Below are 20,089 nucleotides of genomic sequence, written 5' to 3' on the forward strand. Positions count from 1 at the left end.
TGATAAAAAGACTACTTATAGAAGGAGTAAATCAATCAAAAAAATAGTGACCAATGCTTAAAAATATCATTAACGGGATCAAAGCTTATTTCGGAACGTTTAAACTTATTTCAAAACTAGGATTATGGAAATTTTTTGCGATTCCTATTTTGATAAGCGTAATCACAGGATTATCTTTTGTAGCATTAGTATATTTCTTTTCAGATAATCTGGGAGCTTTAATTTCTCGGATTTGGGTTTGGGAATGGGGATCAGAAACATTTGCAACCATTAGCACATATATTGGTGGGGTATTAATCCTGGTGATAGGATTAATACTATATAAGCACATTGTAATGGCCTTATCCGCTCCATTTATGAGTCCGGTTTCAGAAAAAGTAGAAACGCATCTTCTGGGAGAAACAAATCATTCTCACCGTAATACATCTTTTAGCCAACAATTATCCAGAGGTATCCGTATTAACGTACGAAATCTATTTAGAGAGTTATTATTTATGATTCCGTTAATTATTTTAAGTTTTATTCCGGTTATTGGTATTGTAGCAACAATATTAATTTTTCTGATACAAGCATATTATGTAGGTTTTGGTAATATGGACTATACTATGGAACGTCATTTTAATTATAAAGAAAGTGTCCGGTTTGTAAGAAAAAATAGAGGAACTGCCATTGGTAACGGAATTGTGTTTGTACTCATGTTATTTATCCCAATTATAGGATTTATTATCACCTTACCTATATCTGTGGTTGCAGCTTCTACCGAAACTGTAAAAATTTTGAAAGAAAAAGGATTAATCGAACTAAAGAACGTTTCTGAGGAGATTTCCAAAATTGAAGCATAATATCATAGCTAAATTCAATTGGCTTTTTAAGATCTGATAAAAAAATTATATAATTATAATGAAAGATAAGTTTTATCAATACATACAAGACTTACAAGATACTATAACCTCAAAATTAGAAGAAATAGATGGTAAAGCTAAATTTCAGGAAGATCTATGGGAGCGTTCTGAAGGAGGCGGAGGAAGAACCCGTGTGATCGAAAATGGAAATGTATTCGAAAAAGGAGGGGTGAATATTTCTGGAGTTCATGGGGCACTTCCCAAAGCCATGCAAAGCTATTTTAAAGTAGGTGAGGTTGACTTTTTTGCCTGTGGTTTATCATTAGTACTACATCCCAAAAATCCAATGGTACCGACAGTACATGCCAATTGGCGTTATTTTGAAATGTATGATAAAAACGGAACAATTGTAGATAGCTGGTTTGGAGGAGGACAGGATTTAACACCATACTATTTGTTTGATGAGGATGCAAGGCATTTTCACCAGGTATGTAAAAATTCTTGTGATAAACATGATCCAGATTTTTATACTGTATATAAAAAGAAATGTGATGAGTATTTCTATAATGCACATCGCGGAGAAGGCCGTGGAGTAGGAGGTTTATTTTTTGATTATTGTAAGGCCAATGATGAGATGTCGATGCAAAACTGGTATGATTTTGTAACCGAAGTAGGAAATAGTTTTTTAGAAGCGTATACTCCAATTGTAGAAAAAAGAAAAGAGCTGCCATATACAGAAACGCAAAGAGATTGGCAGGAAATTCGACGTGGACGTTATGTAGAATTTAATCTGGTACATGATAAAGGAACTCTATTTGGGCTAAAAACTAATGGAAGAATAGAAAGTATTTTAATGAGTCTTCCTCCTCATGTACAATGGCGATATGATTACCACCCAGAAACGGGTAGCGAAGAAGCGCGATTAGTAGAAGTACTAACAAACCCTGTAGATTGGGTATAATACCTTTATAACTTGAGTTTATTGTAGTAAAAGCATTTTTTCTTGATCAATAAGAGAAAGAAGATGTTAATATTAATGTAGAAAATTTTATTTCCAATTTAGACCATAGAGTATGATAATTGGCCGTTTTATCACATGGTGTAATGCCATATAATACTTACTTAAAACTTAAAATAGAAAGAAAAAATCAGTTAAAGTGCTTAAAAATTCGGCTGAATGACAATTATGTGGTTTTTTTTTATTAACTTGCAAGACAATCATTTAGGGCTTATCTATATAATGTTATAATAATTAACACAAATGCCTTATGAAAAAAATTCTACTATTGCTAATCGTAATCCTTATTGTAGGATGCGAATTTTTACCCAAAGAATCTAAGTTTTCTAAGTTTTCGAAAAACACAATCGAATTTAGAAACAATACTATTGTGCTTACCAGTGCCTATTCTAAAACATCTCCCGAAGAATTTAAAAGCAGATTAGATTCATTAGAAAATAAACCAAAGTTTAAAAAGGTTGCTTTACATGAATTAAAAAAAATAGAAGATAAAAAAGTAGATTTCGAACTATTTGTTGATGAAAATAATGTAGAAAACTACGTATTTATCTATACTTGTGATTTCTATCAGTTTGATGAGCATAGAGCCGCTAGAGTCGTTGCTGCACTTAATGATCAATTGCAAGATGAATCTAATATTCAGGAAGTAAAATATAAAAGAATTCATGGTCGTTTTTTCTTTACTCCAACATCAAAAGTAGTTAAGCTTAAATATTTAAAAGCTTATAAAAAAGATAGAAAATTCCAGACAGAATATATAGTTGCTTCAAAATCAGGAGGAATCGGATTGTTGATTAGTAACCTGGAGGATATTGATTTTGAAAGTTCTATAAAGCGATTTGCTTCAAAATAAGATAAGGAGATAGTAATTTATCTTTTATCTTGCTTCTTTTCTAAAGATGATGCATAGAATAAAGGTAGTTTTTGTTATTATTTTCGTTGTGAGTTGTGCTCGTAGTGTAGAGCCAACGGTAGAAAATATTAATAAAATATTTACGTCTAAAGATTTTACTTTTGAGTTTAACAGCCATACCGGGGATAAAAAATCTCTTAGTTTTAGGAATGATTATCTAGTTTATAAAAGTGATAAACCTACATATCGCAGAGAAATAAGTTACGACGAGGTACTTTTGATTAATGACTTTATTCAAAAGATTGTTAATCGTCATTCTAAAATATTAGACCCCGAGACCTCCTCACATTATATTATAAAAAATACAGCGTATAAAGTAGTAATCATACCAGATCAGGAAGATTACTACTTTGATGCTTTACTTAAAACATTAAAACTTGATACGGTAAAATAAATAATATTACTCAAAAAGTAATGAAAAAGAAGTCTCCTTATTAGGTATAGAGTGAACCGTTAGACTACCTCCATGCATATGCATTATTTGTTTAGAAAGACTTAAGCCTATACCTGTACCATCGTTTTTTGTGGTAAAAAAAGGTATAAATATCTGGCTCATGATATCAGGATGTATGCCCGGGCCATTATCTTTAACTGTTATGTATTTTTTTCCTTCAGTAGTAATTCCAACAATAAACATAAGAGTTGCTTTTTCGGTATCTTTTAAAGCTTGAATTGCATTTTTACAAAGGTTTAGCAATATCTGAGTAATTAGCTTTTCGTCTGCATAAATTTCGAGATCTTCTGTAGTAGTAAGCATGTCAAAAGAAATGACATTAAAGTCAATTTCCTGGCTCATCAAAACTTTTACCTTCTCTAATAATTCATCTACTTTAATTATTTTCTTATCGGGTACAGGTACATTTAAGAAGCTACGATACGACTGTACAAAACTCATTAAATCATTTCCCTGATTTTTGATTACTTCTAGTCCTTTTGCAGTATTATGAATTTTATTTTCATCAATTGCTGTAACCGGTATGATCCCGCTTTTATCCTTATAATATCCCAAAATAGATTCTGATATTGAAGTAATGGGAGTAACAGAGTTCATAATTTCGTGAGTCAAAACTCTAATGAGTTTTATCCACGAATCTGTTTCTTTTTCGTCTAATTCGTTATGGATATCTTGTATGGTTATTAATCTTAAAACTTCGTTATTTAATACTATTTCTGAAGATTTAATAGACAACTGTATCGTCTCTCGCTCGTTGGTAAGTTGAAAGAGTTTTCGTTCAAATGGTTTAATATTATTAAATAAGTCATACAATTTTTTATCAACCTGCACTAGCTGTTTTATATGGTTTAGAGGAGTATAATTTAGTAATTTTTCGACTTTAGGATTGTTAAAAAGAATATGCCCTTTATGATTAAAAGTCAAAATACCAATTTCTGCTTGCTTTAGTATTTCTTGGTAATACTGTTCCTGTGTCTGGTTTTTTAAGTGTACTTTTCGAATTACATCATTAAGACTATTAAGGCTCTGATTTAATTCGTTAAATGATTTTGGGCCTCCTTTTTCGGGAAATCGAAGTGTGAAATCTTCATTTTTAATTGAATTAAAAAAGTAGGCAATCTTTCTATTATTATGGTTTAGATATTGGATTAAAAATATCGTTTGTAATGAAAGTAATAATAGAACAAAAAAAGACAAAATATACAATTCTTTAAAAAACGCAAAGGCTAATATCAATGCAGTTAAGGAAAGCATTACTACTCTTAGGATTAATTTTGTATAGAGATTTTGGCTTACCATTAGTTTTCTGATTTTTTTATTTTGTTATATAAAGTCTGTCTCGAAATACCAAGTTGATTTGCAGCAGCACTATAGTTTCCATTATGTTTGTCAAGTGCTTTGGCAATCATGAGTCGTTCCATTTCATCAAGAGTCTCAGGACCTTTATCCAAAGAAACCCCTGGGCTGTTACTCAATAAAAAATCTGTTGGTTTCAATACATTTCCTTCACATAAAATTACTGCTCTTTCTATTGTGTGTTGTAACTCTCTTACATTTCCTGGCCAGCGATATCCCATTAATTTTTCTTCGGCAGCAGTATTTATTCGAAGTGACGATTTGCCATATTTTGTCGCGAATTTTTTTAAATAAAAATCTGCAAGTATCAGGATATCATTATTTCGTTCTCGCAATGGAGGTACTTCAATATGAATCGTATTTATCCTATATAATAAATCTTCGCGAAAAATACCTTCATCTACCATTTGATTAAGGTTGCAATTAGTGGCACAAACCAGGCGTATGTTTACGGAGATAGGTTTATTAGAACCAACCCTTACAACTGTTCTGTTTTGTATTGCAGATAATAGTTTGGCTTGTGTTTGTAGTGATAAGTTTCCGATTTCGTCAAGAAACAAAGAACCGTTGTTTGCTGCTTCAAACTTTCCTGCGCGATCTTCTTTGGCATCTGTAAAAGCTCCTTTGGTATGACCAAAAAGTTCACTTTCAAATAATGTTTCTGATATTGAGCCCATATCTACTCCAATAAAAACCTCGTTTTTTCGGGGAGACATTCTATGTAATTCTCTGGCAATTAGTTCTTTTCCTGTTCCGTTTTCACCTGTGATTAAAACGTTAACATCTGTTTTTGCCACTTTTCTAACTAGGTTTAAGACAGCAGTTAGTGCTTTAGAGTTACCAATAATATAGTTGCTGTCTTGATTGATAACCTGTTTTAGGTGGTTTTCTTTCTGCTTTAGTTCTTGTACTTCTTTTCTGGATTTACGAAGTAAAAAAGCAGACTTTATTGTAGCCAGTAGCTTTTCATTATTCCAGGGTTTTAATATAAAATCGGTAGCTCCTTCTTTTAACGCTTTTACAGCAAGATCGACAGCACCATAAGCCGTCATCATAATTACCGAAGTATGAGGAGCTTTTTTCTTTATTTCTCTAAGCCAGAATAAACCTTCATTTCCTGTATTGACACCGGCAGAAAAATTCATATCTAATGCCACAATATCATAATCACTTAGATTGTGCAACGAAGAAATTTGATTGGGATTAGAAATTGTTTTAATGTGTTTGTACTCAAACTGCAATAAAATTTCTAATGCGCTTAAAACACTCTTATTATCATCAATGATTAAAATTTTTCCATCCTGCATCATTTATTATTTAAGTTACCATAGTAAAACTACAAATTTGAGACAGTACTCCTATAGAGGTGTAAAATTATTTGACACTATTTGTATAATAATTTTACATTTTAAAAATTCAATATAAATGCTTTTTATGTTAATGTATTGATATGTAATGTTTTGTGTTTTTGGCACGGCATTAGGTTATGGTTTGGCATCAAAACGTTATTTAAGTGTTTATAAATGATAAAGTCTAAAAACAAAATCTTATATTTTCTCTTGATCTTGATATCAAATACAATGTATTCTCAAGAATCATGGTCATTAGATGACTGTGTAGCCTATGCTGTAGATCATAATTTACAACTCAAGGATTTTAAATACAATCAGGATGCTAACAAAGAAACATATCGGCAATCGGTAAGAAATTTATTGCCAAGTATCAATGCATTTTCAGATTATAATATTCGATATGGAAGATCGGTAGATCCCAATAATAACAATATTGTAAACACTGATTTTTTCTCTAATAATTATAGGTTGAATGCAGAAATTGATTTGTTTAGAGGTTTTCAAAAAATAAACACAATCAAAGCTTCAAAATTTTTGAATAAAGCAGCAAATGAAGAAGTGCTGCATCAAAAATATCTACTGGCATTTAGAGTAATGTCTGCTTTTTATGATATTCAGTTTATGGAAGGACTTTTAACCATTTCTAAAGAACAAGAAGAAGTATCCACTACTAATTATACACTTGTAAAAAGACAAGTAGAACTTGGTCAAAAAGCAAAAGCTGATTTGTATGAAGCAGAATCTGCATTATTAGCCGATCAATTATTGGTTACTCAAAATGAGAATAATGTAGCAGCTGCAAAACTTAAACTCATACAAGAAATGAACTTAGAAGATGTTACTACTATTTCTATTCAATCTTCTCTTATAGAAGCCGATGATAATGTGGATGTTTTTAAAGCAAATAGAGATTCTATTTACAGTAAAGCGACAACTTTTGTTCCTATCATAAAAGCACAAGAGTTAAAAGCAAAAGCAGCCAAAAAGCAATTAGCCATAGCCAGAGGGGGCTTGTACCCCTCTCTGTCTTTTTTTGCAGGTTATCAAACAGGATTTTATGAAACCAATGTTAATGACAATACAGGAAGAGTTATTTCTTTTAAAAATCAGATTAAAGATAATGTCTCAAAATATGTTGGAGTTTCGCTTAACATTCCTATCAGTAATGGATGGTCAAATCGGTCACGTGTAAAACAGCAAAAGGTAGAAATGATGAGAGCAGACAATAATTTTGATATTCAAAAACAAGAACTGTTTAAACTAATACAACAACTTGTTCAGGAAGGAGATGCACTACGTTTTGAATATCAACAGAGTTCGCAAAAAATGAATGCACAGGTATTAACTTTTAAGATAGCACAAAAGAGATATGAAAAAGGGTTGATAAGTGCTATAGAACTTAACCAATCTAAAAACTTATTAGCCAACTCACAAAACGAAAACCTACAGGTACAATTACGTTTAAAAGTAAACGAAAGCACATTGGATTTTTATAATGGATTACCTGTTTTTAATATAAATAGAGCACAATAAAATGGATATAAAAATTGAAAAGAAAAAAGGGTTAAGACCTAAACATTATGGATACATTGCTATAGGTATAGTATTGTTTTTTGTAGGTTGGAAAATGGTATTCGGAAACTCGGCAGCTACATTTAGAACAGAAAAAGAAAAATTGTCGATAGCAGAAGTTTCTTTTGGGAAATTTGATGATTATATTACCATTAATGGTGCAGTAGCCCCAATAAGTACAATTTATATGGATGCTTATGAAGGAGGTAGAGTAACAGAAAAGCTTATCGAAGAAGGAGCGATGGTAAAAAAAGGAGATATTATATTAAGGTTAGAAAATAGTGCTCTTTATGAACAGATTTTGGCTAGTGAAAGTAATTTAGCATTAAAACAGAATGACCTTCGTTCTACAAAGTTGACTTTTGATTCTAGACAAGTAGAAGGCCAAAAAGACCTGGTGAGCTCAGAATATGAATTACAAAAATTGAAGCGAAATTATGAACAGAGTAAGGCTTTGTTTGATGATGAATTGATTTCTCGGGAAGAATATCTAATTTCAAAAGAAAACTATGAGCTATCCAAAAAACGACATGAAATAATTAAGCTTCAAACAGAACAAGATAAATCTCTTCGAGCTACTTCTTTATCAGGATTAGATACCGATCTGGAGCGTATGCAAAAAACACTTTCTATGGTGTATGAACGTTTGGATCATCTAAATGTAAGAGCTCCTGCCGATGGTCAATTAGGATTTTTAGATGCAGAAATAGGTCAGAATATAAGACAAGGACAACGCATAGGGCAGATAAATGTATTAACAGATTATAAAATAGAAGCAACAATAGACGAGCATTATATAGATAGAGTAAAAAGAGATTTAACCGCAGTGTTAGATCGTAATGGTAAAGAATATCAACTTCGCCTTCGTAAAGTATATCCCGAGGTACGCAACGGGAAATTTAAAGTAGACCTGGTTTTTGCAGATCAAAAACCCGAAACTATACGAACAGGGCAGAGCTATAATATAAAACTGCAACTAGGAGCATCAAATGATGCACTTTTACTACCTCGAGGAAGTTTTTTCCAGAGTACCGGAGGGCAATGGATTTTTGTTGTGGATGCTTCGGGCGAAGTAGCATGGAAAAGAGCCATACGTATAGGGAAACAAAACTCGAGATATTATGAATTACTCGAAGGACTAGAAGCAGGAGAAAAAGTAATTACTTCAAACTATGATAGTTTTGGAGACGCCGAAAAAATAATTTTAAAATAAATAGCATTTAGAAAATAAAATCAATCAAAAAATGATACAGATAGAGAACATAAAAAAGAGTTTTAGAACCGAGGAAGTCGAAACTCTGGCATTAAATAATGTAAATCTAAAAGTTGAAGCAGGAGAATTTGTAGCCATAATGGGACCATCAGGTTGTGGGAAATCTACTTTACTTAACATCATTGGTATGTTGGATAACCCTAATGAAGGATATTATCACTTTAATGGTGAGGAAGTAGGTGGATTGAAAGAAAATCAACGTACCAAAATTAGAAAAGGAAACCTTGGATTTGTATTTCAGAGCTTTAATTTGATTGATGAACTTACCGTTTTTGAAAACGTAGAGCTCCCTTTGATTTATCTTAATATGAAAAAGAGCGAGCGAGAGCAAAAAGTAAAACAGGTACTAGAGCGAATGAAAATTGCACATCGCGAAAAACATTTCCCTCAGCAATTATCAGGAGGGCAGCAACAGCGAGTTGCTATAGCCAGAGCTGTTGTAACCAATGCCAAGCTTATTCTTGCCGATGAACCTACAGGAAATCTTGATTCTAAAAACGGTATCGAGGTTATGAACTTACTTACCGAACTTAATCAGGAAGGAACTACCATTGTTATGGTAACGCACTCAGACAGAGATTCGCATTATGCGCATAGAGTTATTAACCTGTTTGACGGACAAATTGTAACCGAAAGCCAAAATAAACCTTTTAAGGTTAATGGGTAATACTCGTTAAATAAACCATTAAAACCAAAGTCATGATAAAATATTTATACCACATAGCAATCGCAATATTACTTTTTTGTATCAATCTATGCCAGGGTCAATCAGAAACAATAGCTGTACAGCATTTTGATAAAGTAATTGTAAGTCCGCATATCCAGGTGATTTTTATTGAAGGTGAAAAAGAAAGTGTTATGATCGAAAACACACGTGTACCACAGGAAAAAATTAATATCGAGGTAGCAGGAAATACACTTCGTATGTATTTGGATGGAGCCAAAACAACAACCAAAACAGTGAAAACAAACGAAAATGGGTGGGAGAGAAAGAAACCTATCTATAAGGGAACCATGGTAACTGCTGTTATAACATATACTCAACTCAGAGAACTTTCAATACGAGGAGAAGAAATAATTGAATGTAAAAGTCCAATAAAAAGAGATGACTTCAGATTAAAAATCTATGGTGAATCTAAAATGACGATGAATTCATTAAAAGTAAACTCACTACGTGTTTCTATTTATGGAGAAAGTTACCTGGAAATTAAAGAGGGTAGTGTAAACGATCAAAAATATACAGTGTATGGAGAAGGAAAAGTGAACACTTTAGGGATGATTAACGAAAATACCAAGATCACAGCATATGGCGAAAGTAATTTTAGAGTAAGAGTTTCAGATCATTTAAAAGTTACTGCATACGGAGAAACAACTGTGGCTTATAATGGAAATCCTTCGATAAATAAAGGAATAATTTTAGGCGAAGCAACGATTCATAAAATAAATTAAACATCAGATCAATCAAAACCTGACATCAAAAAACGACAGTTATGCTAAAAAATCATTTAAAAATAGCCTGGAGAAATCTTACAAAAAATAAACTTCAGACAAGTATAAACCTACTAGGTCTTACTGTAGGTACCGTTTGTTGTCTAAGTATCATAGTATATGTATTTGCTCAATTGGGTTATGATACACATCACAAAGATGCCGAATCTCTTTATAGAATAAGAACTGTAATTACGGGTAATGGTAATGGTGGTGCTGATTTTAATGCAGCTACAAGTTCTCCTCCTATAGCTTTTGCTTTAAAAGAAGATTTTCCAGAAGTACAAGAAGCTTGTCGTATTGTATATTTTGGTGAAGGTAATGATGCACTATTGCGAGTTCAGGATAGTAAAGAAAGCTATTACGAATCTCGTGGTTATTTGGCAGACCCAACTTTTTTTAACCTATTTAGTTATTCTTTTAAAGAAGGTAGTGCCACAGGCGCATTAGTAAATCCTAATACTGTTGTCCTTTCTGCTACGTTAGCCAAAAAATTATTTGGAACGGAGCAAGCGTTACACAAAAATTTGGTTCTAGGCAGTGGTGAGGATGAATTAATTTTGACCATTACAGGGGTTTTTGAGGATAACATCACAAAATCTCATCTTAATCCAAATTATATTTTAAGTATGAATTCTCCTGGGTTGGGAGAGTTTGTAAGAAATGAACAAAACTTTGCAACTCAGAATTTTGTACATAGTTATGTAAAATTGCTGCCTGGGTCTAATGAGAAGCAACTGCAAGAAAAACTACCTGCATTTTTGCAAAATCGTGGTGCACAAAATTTGGCAGCAGTAGGTTTTGATAAAGCCTTACTATTGCAAAAGGTTAAAGATATTCACCTTTACTCTAAGGGAATCTCTAATCAGATTGATACCGTTTCGAATATTCAATATCTATATTTACTACTTATTCTTGCTCTATTTATCCAGGTAGTAGCATGTATTAACTTCATTAATCTTAGTACGGCACGGGCAAATAAGCGTGCCAAAGAAATTGGAGTGAGAAAAGCAGTAGGTGCAAATAGAGGCTCCTTAATACGTCAATTTTTAGGAGAATCAATAGTACTATCTCTTTTTGCTTTAGTGATAAGTATTCCTATAACAGCTTTGGTATTACCTTTTGTTAATGTACTTACCAAGGGAAACATACACTACACTGCTTTGTTTGATTTGAAAATTTTAATGCCTTTACTAGCATTAAGTATATGTAGTGGGTTGTTTGCCGGCGCATATCCAGCTTTGATCTTATCTGCTATCAAACCGGTTAAGGTACTTAAAGGCACCATTAATGTATCAACAGGTAGCGGGAACTTCCGTAAGGCATTAGTTGTCTTTCAATTTATTGTATCAATTGCCTTGATAGCTGCAGTAATAATAGTGAATAAGCAAGTAGAGTATTCACAAACTAAAGATATGGGGTTTGACAAAGAAAACCTTATTGCAATTCGTTTAGGAACTGATGAGGCGATAGGAAAATTTGATGCACTGCGATCTCAAATATCAACAGTATCAGGAGTTACCGATGTTGCAGGGAGTAATCACTACCCATCAGAATATATAATGAATGATTTGGGATTACACCTTCCGGGAGAAAACCCTGCAAATCAAACATTGGTTAAATACAATGGTGTTAGTGATAATTATTTTAAAACCGTAGGAACACCTCTGCTTATTGGTCGTGATTTACGGGCTAATGATAGTACTCAGGTTATCGTTAATAAAGCTACTATTGATGCATTTGATATTGATATCGATAATGCATTAACTTCTAAATTGATACAAACATATGAAGGAGAAACTTCTGTGTTTGAAATTGTAGGGGTTGTAGCCGATTATCATTTTGCATCGTTAAAAGAATCAATAGCTCCGATCTTACTTTTCAATGATAGTGAACCAGGATGGCTTATCGTTAAAACAGAAACTACAGATTTTAAAACCTTGTTAGCTAATCTAGATCGTAGCTGGACATCTATAAATCCTAGTACACCCTTTGTGTACACCTTTGTTGATAAGGAAGTCGGAAAATTATTTGTTGAAGAAAAACGACTAAGTCAAATATCAATTGTATTTACTTGTTTGGCTATTTTAATCAGTTGTTTAGGTTTATTTGGACTGATTTCCTTTATGGCAGAGCAGAAGAAAAAAGAAATAGGAATTCGAAAAGTATTAGGTGCGAGCGTAGGGAATGTGATTAATATGCTTACTAAAGATTTTGTACAACTGGTACTTATAGCATTACTCATAGCTACTCCTCTTGCATATTATTATATGGAAGACTGGTTACAAGGTTTTGCATATAGAATTTCGATTAGTTGGTGGATTTTTGCCTTAGCAGGTGCTATTACTATGGGTATTACAATATTAACTGTCTGTGTACAGGCATTTAAAGCAGCAACTGCCAATCCGGTAAAAAGTTTGCGTACAGAATAAATCATCATCTAGTGCTAAAGGTGCTATCAATATCAAAAAAACAGCAGTTATGTTTAAAAACTATATCAAAATCGCTTGGCGAAACCTAAAAAGAAACAAAGGGTATTCGGTGGTAAATATTGGTGGACTCACCATAGGTTTATCGGCGGTGATTTTTATGCTTTTTTATATAAATCATGAGAATAGTTATGATGTATTTCATACTGATTATGATAGACTTTTTAGAATAGAAAGAACATATGTAAGTAGTATCCAAAGTGATATTTGGGATAGTACACCTTATATATTATCAGATGAATTGCAAAGCTCTATTCCCGAAATTACTAATGCTACCAGTATAAGAACTACCGCAAACTACCTGGGCGTTAATGATGCAATGTATCATGAAAAGAATGGATTGTTTGCAGATAATGAATTTTTAAAACTATTTACTTTAAAGTTTGTAGAAGGTGATCAGAACAGCTCTTTAGAAAACCCAATGAGCATAGTACTTTCAGAATCATTAGCCAAAAAACTTTCTCCAGAAAGTAATATTATCGGAAAAACAATACATATCGATAAAAAATATGACTGTGTAGTTACTGGCGTATTTGCTGATTATCCCGATAATTCTCATTTAAAGATTGATTACCTACTATCTTTTAGTTCATATGAAACCATTACAAGAAATACACTCGATGCGGGGTGGGGTGCAAATAATGCATCTACTTATGTCCAGCTAAGGAATAACACAGAAATCGGCAAGGTGTCAGAAAAAATAAAAGGGTTTTTAGCAGATCACCTTACGCTGGAAGATGGAATTCAGGAATTACTTAGCCTTAGACCTATTAGAGATATTTATATGAAAACGTCTAAGGTAAGAGGAGGAGGAGGAAATAGGAGTGAGATTACTACACTGTATCTTTTTCTTGCAGTTGTAATTTTTACTGCTTTAATCAGCTTGTTAAATTATATAAATTCATCCACTGCCCAGGTTATGAAGAGAGAATTAGAAATAGGAATCAAAAAGGTTATGGGTAGTACAAAGAGCCATTTAAGGTACCAATTTATTACCGAATCATTGGTTATGGTATCCATTTCTTTTATCATTGCTATAGGTTTGGTGGTATTGTTTCTTCCATTATTTAATAAGATTGTCGGAAAGAATTTATCTATTGTTTTTAGTCAGGATTGGCCATTTTTTATATATGCTATGCTTGGTTCACTTCTGGCAGGTATTTTGGCTGGTTTATATCCTGTTTTCTTTCTTACATCCTTAAAAATTTCTTCTTTTCTTCAAGGTAATTCGTCTATTAAACGTCGTTCTGGTCTAAGAAAAGCTCTGGTTGTTTTTCAATTAGTATTAGTGATACCACTGGTATTTACTTCAATACTTATTATAGAGCAGTTTAAATATATAGAGCAACGAGATATTGGATTTGTAAAAGAAGATTTATTAGTGTCATTTATAGATGTTACCAATAAAGAAGACAGAGAGGTACTTAAAACAATAGGAGAACGATTACTACAAAACCCCAATATTCTTAATTATTCTATATCAGATTCGGGTCCATTTGGTGGAGGAAGGCAACAAAGTATAGATTGGGAGGGTAATACAACTAATGAAAAAGCTGTGATTAGGTCACACAGGATAGATTACGATTTTTTGAAAACCTACCAAATGAAGCTAATTGAAGGAAGAGATTTTTCTGAAAATTATGCTACAGATATCCAAAGCGCATGTATCATAAACCAAACTGCTTTAGAATTGTTTGGCTGGGATAATGCCTTGGGTAAGAAAATCGATAATGGTCGTTTAAAAGTGATTGGTGTAGTAAAAGATTTTAATGATTATACCGCATTCAAGAAAATACCACCTATGATTCTTTTTATGGATCAAGGCTCGGGTAGTTCGTATGTAACCATAAAAGTAGCTTCAAATAAAAGGGCAGAAGCCCAAACATTGGTCAATACACTTTTTAACAATAATTTTCCAGAAAACCCCATTGAGTTCAGCTTTTTGGATGACAATCTTGACAACAGTTATTTGAACTCATTAAAAGGTACAATCAATATTTTCATTTTTTTCTCGGTGTTAGCTATACTATTGGCAGTACTTGGGTTATATAGTCTGGTATCCTTTTCGTTAAAAACTCAACAAAAAATGATAGCAATACGAAAAGTGCTGGGAGCCAATGCGAAAAGTATTTTTCTAATACTACTTAGAGAGTACATGATATTATTCTCTATTGCTGCAACATTAGGACTTATTACGGTTTATTTCATTGCAAATAAAATAATACATGTTTTTGCATATCATGAAGGTGTCAAATTCATCTATCTAATTATGGCAGGATTACTAGCCTTATTTGTAGTGCTTTTTTCGGTGAGCAGCAAAATAGTTTCTGCTGTATTACAGAATCCCATAAAAAGCTTACGAAAAGAATAAATCATCATTTAAAAACAACAGTTATGTTAAAAAATCATTTAAAAATAGCCTGGAGAAGTATCTTAAAAGACAAGATGTTTACGTTCATCAAAATAGGAGGTTTTGCTGTTGGGATAATGGCTTGTGTATTGATCGCACTTTTTATCAAAGATGAATTCAGCTATGACAAGCATTATGTTTCTGAAAAACAAATTTATAGGGTATATACAGAAGTAATACATAAGGGTGAACTTATTAAATGGACTCATTATCCTGCACCTTTTGCTAAAGCGCTAAAAAAGGATTTTCCTGAAATAGAAAAGTCAGGGAGATTTCTTACAAGCGAACTTTTTGGTACCGGAAACAAAGAGCTTCGAATAGAAGGAGAAACAGAAAACATTTTTGAAAATGGATTCATTTTTGCCGATCAGGAGTTATTAGAAATTTTAGAAATACCACTTGCACAAGGAAGTACTAAGAGTGCTTTATCCCAACCAGGAACTATCGTAATCTCTCAAGCAAAAGCTGATAAATATTTCCCTAACGGAGATGCTATTGGTAAAACACTGATTTTAGATAATAATACAGAGAAACCTTATAAAATCACTGGTGTAATGAAAGATTCACCAGAAAACACCCATTTTAAGTACAACTTTCTGATGACAATGGTGGGCAGGGATTTTTATCCTTATGAAAAACATAATTGGGGTGCGCAGAATTATCACACTTATGTTTTAGTGAATGATAATACCAATATTCAAGAATTAGAACAAAAAATGTTCTCTATTGTTGAAGATTACATGATCCCTACAGCTAGAGAATCTAACAGGTTTGATAAAATCGATTTTCTAAAAAGCTATCAATTCAAGCTACAACCTATAAGCGATATCCACTTAAAATCAACAGATATTAGTGATGGATTAAAACATGGTGATATCCGTTTTATATGGTTATTTGGTGCCATTGCAATATTTATTCTGCTATTGGCATGTATTAACTTTATTAACCTATCTACAGCCAAATCAGCAAATCGTGCCAAAGAAGTAGGGCTGCGAAAAACCGTAGGAGCTTTTAGGAGAAATTTAATTTCTCAGTTCATCACCGAGTCAGTCTTGTTTAGTATCATTTCATTTGTTTTGGGAGTAGTATTGGCATGGGCATTACTGCCATATTTTAATACGATTGCCTCAAAAACTTTGATTGTACCATGGGGTCAATGGTGGTTTTTATCCGTATTACTGTTTTCGGCATTATGTATTGGGATTTTGGCCGGATTATATCCTGCTTTTTACCTCTCTGCTTTTAGACCAGTAAATGTATTGAAAGGAAGTTTAAGTACAGGTAGTAAAAGTGGTAAACTAAGAAGTAGCCTGGTTATTTTTCAATTTACTACATCCATTGTTCTTATCATCGGCACATTAATCATATACCAACAGATGAATTATATTATGAACAAGAAACTGGGTTATGATAAAGAACAAGTTCTGGTTATTCAAGGCACAGAAAGTTTGGAAAATAAGACACAAAACTTTAAGGATCAACTCTTAAAATTACCCGAAGTAAAACAAGTTTCTGTTAGTGATTATTTACCTATCGAAGGAACAAAAAGAAACGGAAATACTTTTAAAGAAAAAGGAAAAGAAAATGATGGTGTAGCTGTTCCTGCACAAAGATGGGAAGTAGATCACGACTACATTAATACCTTGGGTATACGTATAAAAAAAGGACGAGATTTTTCAAGAGAATTAGCTTCAGACTCTACCGACGCTATGGTCATTAATGAGGTCATGGCTAAGAGTTTTGGTTTTGAGAATCCTTTAGGAAAAAAAATAACTAATGGAAGACACTCCTGGACCATAATTGGTGTAGTAGAAGATTTTCATTTCGAAACCTTAAAAAATGACATTGAGCCATTGGCAATGGCAGTAAATAATAGTCCAGGGATGATTTCTGTACGTTTAAGAACAGATCATATAAATGAAGTATTAAAATCAATTGCTACAATTTGGGATACAAATGTTCCTAACCAATCTTTTAGATATAGTTTTCTAAACCAGGATTTTTCTAAAATGCACGAAGATGTACAACGTATGGGCAAAATCTTTGTCAGTTTTGCTTTGTTTGCAATCCTTGTAGCATGCCTTGGTTTATTTGCTCTTTCTGCCTTTATGGTAGAGCAGCGTAAAAAGGAGATTAGCATCCGCTTGGTTTTGGGAGCCCCTTTTAAGAGTATATATAAGTTATTGACATTAGATTTTTTAAAACTGATTATCATTTCAATAGGTATTGCCATTCCTATTGGTTGGTATATGATGAGCAGATGGCTAGAAGATTTTGCATATCGTATTAACATCGGTTGGGGAATATTTTTAATAGCAGGAATCCTGGCAATAGTAGTAGCTATTTTAACTATAAGTTACCAATCTATCGGAGCAGTATTTATTAAACCGTTAAAAAGTTTACGAACAGAATAATAAAAACATCGCAGAAGTGCCAAATCAATTTTGGTACCGTAAGTCTAAAAATAATATATCATGTACACCTTATATTTTAAAATAGCAATTAGATATCTGTTAAAGAATAAGCTCTATTCTTTTATTAATATTTTGGGATTAGCCATAGGAATCGCTTCTTTTATTTTGATCATGGTTTATGTGAATTATGAACGTAGCTATGATACTTTTGAGGGATCAGAGAATGTATACCGTGTATATATGGATGCTCTTAAAGGTGATGTTTTTGAAGTATCTGATGCACAAACTGCTAATCTTATTGGTCCTACATTAAAACAAGAATTTCCTGAAGTGATAGAGCAGGTACGTCTCTACCGTTTTGATAAAGTGACTTTTAAATATGAAGAAAAAATCATTGAAGAATCCAAAGGTGCCATGGCAGATGAAACCTACTTTGAAGTATTTAAGTATCCACTTTTAAAAGGAGATAAACAAAATGTATTAAAAGAACCTAATACTATTGTACTTACAGAGTCTTTTGCTAAAAAAATATTTGGAACACAAAACCCTATAAAAAATACATTATCAGGTTTTTATGCAGGTGAAGAAGTGCTATTAACGGTAACTGGGGTCTTAAAAGATATTCCCGAAAATACCCATATGAAAACCAATTTCCTGATTTCTTTAAATACTTATGCAACCTGGTTTGCATCAGATGTAGAAAAAGAATTAAACTGGGGACATTGTAATTTTTATACGTATTTAAAAATTGATAAAAATGCTGATAAAGCCCTTCTGAAAAGTAAAGTAATTGCTAGTGATTTTGAAGATGATGAAGATGAAAGATATAATATAGAACCTCTGGAAGATATTCACCTATATTCTAATAAACCTTATGAAGCTGAAACCAATGGAAGTATCAGCAGAGTAAAATTCTTAACAGCAATCGCTTTTATAGTATTGTTATTATCATGGCTTAACTATATTAACTTATCTACAACCAAATCATTAGAGCGTGCCAAAGAAGTAGGTGTTCGTAAAGTGGCTGGGGCACAACGCTTGCAACTTATCTTACAATCGTTAACAGAATCGATTGTTCTAAATGGTATTGCTATTGTGATAGCCATTATACTTACTATAAGTATGCTTTCGCTATATAATAATATTACAGGAAAAGAATTGGTAATACAGACTTCAACTATTACTCAGTTATTACCCATTATTGGTTTTATCGTAGTTGGCGTGCTTTTGGCAGGACTATATCCAGCTATTTTATTAAGCGGATATTCACCTTCAAAGGCATTAAAAGGAAAAATACGCACTTCTGCCAGTGGATTAAACATTAGAAAAGGATTGATTGTTTTGCAATTTCTAGCCACTATCGTTTTGCTTATTGGTACGTTAGTTATTACTAAACAAATAGATTTTATGCAAAAGCAACCGATTGGCGCAGAATTAAATCAAACTATTTCTTTTCATGGTGAATTTTTAAACAATATGACAGATTCTCTGGCTAGAAGAAAATGTAAAATTCTTGAAACAGAGCTACAAAAATTTCCTTTTGTATACGGTACAGCAAGAACTCAAACCTATCCTGGGGATGGTTATGATAATTTATCATCATTCATAGGAATGAAATACCCCAACGGAACAGAGGATAGCAAAAAAATATTTTATAATTATACAGCAGATAGTAATTATCTTGATGTATTAGATATTCAATTTCTTGCCGGAAATAACTTTATAAACAATCCCAAAGGAAATAGCAATACGGTTATAATTAATGAAGCTTGTATGCGCGAAATGGAAATTTTTAATCCAGATGATGCAATCAATAAAACGGTAAGCTTTTTTGGAAGAGAATGGGTAATTTCTGGGGTTATTGAAAATTACCATCATTTTGGATTAAAAAAAGGAGTACATCCTATGGTTATTTTACACGGTAATAGCAGTAATAATTTATTAGTAAAATTTGATGACACTGTTGCTTCTACTTTGGGATACAATAAAGCGATTACCCAGATAGAAGAAAAATGGAAACAAATACTACCACAACGTACATTTGGCTATACATTTTTAGATAAAAAGTTTGAAGCACAATATAATGATGATAAAGAGTTTAGTGCTGCTTTCAGGATGTTTACGCTTCTGGCAATATTTATCGCAGCATTAGGCTTGTTTGGGTTAACATCGTATACCTGCGTACAACGTAAAAAAGAAATAGGGATTAGAAAAGTAAATGGAGCAAGTATTTTTAAGATTCTGAAATTATTAAACATTGATTTTATCAAATGGGTTGGGATTGCATTTATAATTGCGATTCCTGTGGCCTGGTATACGATGAATTCGTGGTTAGAAAACTTTGCATTAAAAACAAATCTTAGCTGGTGGATATTTGTACTTGCAGGTATAATGGCACTTGGTATTACATTGCTTACGGTAAGTTGGCAGAGTTTTATGGCAGCCAACGGAAACCCCGTTGATGTGCTAAGAGATGAATAATATGTGATTTTAAATCAATTAAGAAAC

14 protein-coding genes are annotated in these 20,089 nt (G+C 32.6%); 12 read left to right on the top strand and 2 right to left on the bottom strand.

The window, feature by feature from the left end; translation table 11 throughout:
- Nucleotides 1–53: 53 nt before the first annotated feature.
- The 4 genes from DK441_RS12985 (at nucleotide 54) to DK441_RS13000 (ending at nucleotide 3,167) form a co-directional block, all read left to right on the top strand.
- Nucleotides 54–842, top strand: coding sequence for an EI24 domain-containing protein (locus DK441_RS12985; protein ID WP_109851108.1), 789 nt, complete (start codon nucleotides 54–56; stop codon nucleotides 840–842).
- 58 nt (nucleotides 843–900) lie between these two features.
- Nucleotides 901–1,803: an oxygen-dependent coproporphyrinogen oxidase gene (gene hemF / locus DK441_RS12990; protein WP_109851109.1), complete on the top strand. Its 903-nt coding sequence runs from the start codon at nucleotides 901–903 to the stop codon at nucleotides 1,801–1,803.
- A gap of 307 nt (nucleotides 1,804–2,110) precedes the next feature.
- A complete protein-coding gene (locus tag DK441_RS12995) occupies nucleotides 2,111–2,713 on the top strand; it encodes a hypothetical protein (RefSeq protein WP_025665230.1) in 603 nt (200 codons plus the stop codon).
- A 46-nt stretch (nucleotides 2,714–2,759) separates the two neighbouring features.
- Nucleotides 2,760–3,167, top strand: a complete 408-nt coding sequence (locus tag DK441_RS13000) for a hypothetical protein (protein ID WP_160112084.1) — start codon at nucleotides 2,760–2,762, stop codon at nucleotides 3,165–3,167.
- Nucleotides 3,168–3,173: 6 nt separating this feature from the next.
- On the opposite strand, the gene DK441_RS13005 is transcribed toward DK441_RS13000, so the two are convergent.
- Together DK441_RS13005 and DK441_RS13010 are read right to left on the bottom strand one after the other, a co-directional pair.
- The gene (locus DK441_RS13005) at nucleotides 3,174–4,526 is read right to left on the bottom strand and encodes a PAS domain-containing sensor histidine kinase (protein WP_109851111.1); all 1,353 of its coding nucleotides are present in this window, start codon (nucleotides 4,524–4,526) and stop codon (nucleotides 3,174–3,176) included.
- Nucleotides 4,526–5,890 (bottom strand): sigma-54 dependent transcriptional regulator, encoded by a 1,365-nt coding sequence (locus DK441_RS13010; protein WP_109853511.1) that lies wholly within the window; start codon nucleotides 5,888–5,890, stop codon nucleotides 4,526–4,528. The genes DK441_RS13005 and DK441_RS13010 overlap by 1 nt, the downstream gene beginning before the upstream one ends.
- Nucleotides 5,891–6,163: 273 nt before the next feature.
- Between DK441_RS13010 and DK441_RS13015 the strand changes: the two genes are divergently transcribed.
- Genes DK441_RS13015 through DK441_RS13050 form a run of 8 tightly spaced genes read left to right on the top strand, consistent with a single transcriptional unit; the run spans nucleotide 6,164 to nucleotide 20,062 of the window.
- On the top strand, nucleotides 6,164–7,468 hold the full coding sequence (locus DK441_RS13015) for a TolC family protein (RefSeq protein WP_235015761.1): 1,305 nt from the start codon (nucleotides 6,164–6,166) through the stop codon (nucleotides 7,466–7,468).
- A 1-nt stretch (nucleotide 7,469) separates the two neighbouring features.
- Nucleotides 7,470–8,720: an efflux RND transporter periplasmic adaptor subunit gene (locus DK441_RS13020; RefSeq protein WP_109851113.1), complete on the top strand. Its 1,251-nt coding sequence runs from the start codon at nucleotides 7,470–7,472 to the stop codon at nucleotides 8,718–8,720.
- A 31-nt stretch (nucleotides 8,721–8,751) separates the two neighbouring features.
- Nucleotides 8,752–9,447 (top strand): ABC transporter ATP-binding protein, encoded by a 696-nt coding sequence (locus tag DK441_RS13025; RefSeq protein WP_025665224.1) that lies wholly within the window; start codon nucleotides 8,752–8,754, stop codon nucleotides 9,445–9,447.
- A 32-nt stretch (nucleotides 9,448–9,479) separates the two neighbouring features.
- Nucleotides 9,480–10,229, top strand: coding sequence for a head GIN domain-containing protein (locus DK441_RS13030; protein WP_109851114.1), 750 nt, complete (start codon nucleotides 9,480–9,482; stop codon nucleotides 10,227–10,229).
- A 41-nt stretch (nucleotides 10,230–10,270) separates the two neighbouring features.
- On the top strand, nucleotides 10,271–12,700 hold the full coding sequence (locus tag DK441_RS13035) for an ABC transporter permease (RefSeq protein ID WP_109851115.1): 2,430 nt from the start codon (nucleotides 10,271–10,273) through the stop codon (nucleotides 12,698–12,700).
- Between the two features lie 49 nt (nucleotides 12,701–12,749).
- Nucleotides 12,750–15,128 carry an ABC transporter permease gene (locus tag DK441_RS13040; RefSeq protein WP_109851116.1) on the top strand — a complete coding sequence of 793 codons (2,379 nt, stop codon included), beginning with the start codon at nucleotides 12,750–12,752 and terminating at the stop codon, nucleotides 15,126–15,128.
- A gap of 23 nt (nucleotides 15,129–15,151) precedes the next feature.
- Entirely contained in the window at nucleotides 15,152–17,581 is a 2,430-nt protein-coding gene (locus DK441_RS13045; protein WP_109851117.1) for an ABC transporter permease, read from the top strand.
- A 60-nt stretch (nucleotides 17,582–17,641) separates the two neighbouring features.
- On the top strand, nucleotides 17,642–20,062 hold the full coding sequence (locus tag DK441_RS13050; RefSeq protein ID WP_109851118.1) for an ABC transporter permease: 2,421 nt from the start codon (nucleotides 17,642–17,644) through the stop codon (nucleotides 20,060–20,062).
- Nucleotides 20,063–20,089: the final 27 nt, after the last annotated feature.

Source organism: Aquimarina sp. AU58, from assembly GCF_900312745.1.
Classification (GTDB): Bacteria; Bacteroidota; Bacteroidia; order Flavobacteriales; family Flavobacteriaceae; genus Aquimarina; species Aquimarina spinulae.

Excerpts from the sequence above, each read along its gene's own strand:
- DK441_RS13040 (WP_109851116.1), top strand. The coding sequence starts at position 12,750 with ATGTTTAAAAACTATATCAAAATCGCTTGGCGAAACCTAAAAAGAAAC.
- DK441_RS13025 (WP_025665224.1), top strand. The coding sequence starts at position 8,752 with ATGATACAGATAGAGAACATAAAAAAGAGTTTTAGAACCGAGGAAGTC.
- hemF (WP_109851109.1), top strand. The coding sequence starts at position 901 with ATGAAAGATAAGTTTTATCAATACATACAAGACTTACAAGATACTATA.
- DK441_RS13010 (WP_109853511.1), bottom strand. The coding sequence starts at position 5,890 with ATGCAGGATGGAAAAATTTTAATCATTGATGATAATAAGAGTGTTTTA.
- DK441_RS13050 (WP_109851118.1), top strand. The coding sequence starts at position 17,642 with ATGTACACCTTATATTTTAAAATAGCAATTAGATATCTGTTAAAGAAT.
- DK441_RS13035 (WP_109851115.1), top strand. The coding sequence starts at position 10,271 with ATGCTAAAAAATCATTTAAAAATAGCCTGGAGAAATCTTACAAAAAAT.
- DK441_RS13015 (WP_235015761.1), top strand. The coding sequence starts at position 6,164 with ATGTATTCTCAAGAATCATGGTCATTAGATGACTGTGTAGCCTATGCT.
- DK441_RS13030 (WP_109851114.1), top strand. The coding sequence starts at position 9,480 with ATGATAAAATATTTATACCACATAGCAATCGCAATATTACTTTTTTGT.
- DK441_RS13045 (WP_109851117.1), top strand. The coding sequence starts at position 15,152 with ATGTTAAAAAATCATTTAAAAATAGCCTGGAGAAGTATCTTAAAAGAC.
- DK441_RS12995 (WP_025665230.1), top strand. The coding sequence starts at position 2,111 with ATGAAAAAAATTCTACTATTGCTAATCGTAATCCTTATTGTAGGATGC.
- DK441_RS13020 (WP_109851113.1), top strand. The coding sequence starts at position 7,470 with ATGGATATAAAAATTGAAAAGAAAAAAGGGTTAAGACCTAAACATTAT.
- DK441_RS13000 (WP_160112084.1), top strand. The coding sequence starts at position 2,760 with ATGATGCATAGAATAAAGGTAGTTTTTGTTATTATTTTCGTTGTGAGT.
- DK441_RS12985 (WP_109851108.1), top strand. The coding sequence starts at position 54 with ATGCTTAAAAATATCATTAACGGGATCAAAGCTTATTTCGGAACGTTT.
- DK441_RS13005 (WP_109851111.1), bottom strand. The coding sequence starts at position 4,526 with ATGGTAAGCCAAAATCTCTATACAAAATTAATCCTAAGAGTAGTAATG.